We start from the raw sequence: 1,954 nt of genomic DNA, 5'->3' as shown, positions 1-1,954 counted from the left end.
CAACACCCGCTATCTTGATGATGGGCAAGAGAACATCATTGATGAGTATTGTGCACTACTGGCAGCCACCGCACTCTACCGAGCAACACGCGATCAACGCATACAGCAAGAGTGCCATTACTGGGCCGAGCGTTTGTCTGCCCGACAAAAAAGCGATCACCTTCAATCTCACTTTTGGTCTTCTGACGAGCTCGGTGAGCGGCCGTTTTATCACGCCTCTGATGCTGGTCTACCGGTTATTGCTCTCACTTACCATTTACAGCACAGCGCATTACCAGCTCAAACCGTTCAGTTACAACAAGTCATCGAACAAGCAATACAGAGCGAACTGGCATTAACACAGCAAATTTTTAACCCATTTGGTTACCCGCGCCAATATGTAAAAGGGGTTCAGAGCGCCAAACGCAGCAGCTTTTTTATCCCGCACGATAATGAAAGTGGTTATTGGTGGCAGGGCGAAAATGCCCGTTTAGGCTCATTAAGTTGTATGGCTATGCTCGCCCGCCCTTATCTCAATACTGAGAGCAACCCGCAACTGACGCATGCAATTAAACACTATGCGACCCATGCGTTAGATTGGATTTTAGGATTAAACCCTTTTGATATCTGCATGTTAGAGGGGGCTGGCCACAACAACCCAACCTATCTTGATGCCTACCCAAGTGCCAAAGGGGGCGTCTGCAATGGGATCACTGCAGGGTTTGAGGATGAAGCGGATCTCGATTTTAAACCTGCCGCTTATGCTGACGATATCATGCAAAACTGGCGCTGGGGCGAACAGTGGATCCCCCATGCAAGCTGGTATCTCTTTGCTATCACCGTAATGTTTAAGGAGTCTTCGCATGTCTGATATTTTGTTTGTCGGCGTAGATGGTGGCGGTACCAGTTGCCGTGCACGGATCCGTGATCAGCAGGGAAATACATTGGGCGAAGGCCATGCAGGCAGCGCCAATATTCTTCTGGGTGCTGAAATTGCAATGCAATCTGTTCAGCACGCCATTGGCGATGCCACCCAGCAAGCTGGACTCTCCGTGCGTGACTACCAACGTATGCATGTTTGCTTTGCGCTGGCAGGTGCGGAACACAAATCAGCACAAGACACCTTCAACCGCCTGCCAACTTCATACGCACGCCAAGTGCTGATTACCGATGCTCTGGCGGCCTGTTTAGGTGCTTGGGGTGGCAATGATGGTGCAGTGCTGATTGCCGGAACCGGCTCTTGTGGCTTGATTTATCAACACCACCAAATAACCACTCTCGGTGGACATGAGTTCCCCATCTCTGATCAGGGAAGTGGCGCACGTCTTGGTTTAGCCTGTATCCAACAAGCCCTGCTTTCTATTGAGGGAATTACCGCCGCTTCAACACTTGCCGAAGCCATTTTTAGCCAGTTTGATCTCGACATTGACAGCATCGTCAGCTGGTCAAAAACGGCTAGGCCACGTGACTATGCCGCATTCTCACCAATGATTTTCCAGTTTGCCGCACAAGGTGATTATCTGGCCCATCAGCTACTTAACAGTACAGCCCGTGATATTGAAATGTTACTCGATGCTCTGCACAAAAAAGGGGCCGACAACGTGGCACTGATGGGCAGCATCGGTAAATACATTCAACCGTGGTTGCAATCAAGCTATCAGGCACGCTTACAGACACCAAAACAAGATGCCATTGATGGCGCAATTCTGTATGCACAGCAACATTTAGCGCAATCGACAATTATGTCGAACTAAGACGGTATTTATCATGAATTTACAACTTGAGCTTGCTACTGTTCACGTAAACCCGCCCTATTGCGGGTTTAGGGCCACTATCCTCAATCACTCAGAACATCCCATAACAGATTGGATCTGTTGCTTTTCTATTTGCCGTTTAATCAACCCTGCTACCGTGCAGTCTGGAAAGATCGAGCAAATAGGCAGTTTTTGTCGCTTTACTCCCAACGGTAATCTAC

The 1,954-nt window shown here is 49.0% G+C and carries 3 protein-coding genes; all 3 read left to right on the top strand.

Going from position 1 to position 1,954, the window contains the following annotated elements:
* A partial coding sequence (locus ACRC27_RS00465) for a glycoside hydrolase family 9 protein (RefSeq protein ID WP_438638822.1) occupies positions 1-850 on the top strand: 850 nt, incomplete at its 5' end.
* Entirely contained in the window at positions 843-1,733 is an 891-nt protein-coding gene (locus ACRC27_RS00460; protein WP_438638820.1) for a BadF/BadG/BcrA/BcrD ATPase family protein, read from the top strand. The genes ACRC27_RS00465 and ACRC27_RS00460, both read left to right, overlap by 8 nt.
* Before the next feature lie 13 nt (positions 1,734-1,746).
* The coding region (locus tag ACRC27_RS00455; protein ID WP_438638818.1) for a hypothetical protein at positions 1,747-1,954 on the top strand (208 nt) is incomplete at its 3' end.

Source organism: Plesiomonas sp. (assembly GCF_051650925.1).
Classification (GTDB): Bacteria; Pseudomonadota; Gammaproteobacteria; order Enterobacterales; family CAMTGL01; genus Plesiomonas.
The sequence above is the reverse complement of the archived record's forward strand: the minus strand, read 5'-3'. Positions and strand labels throughout refer to the sequence as shown.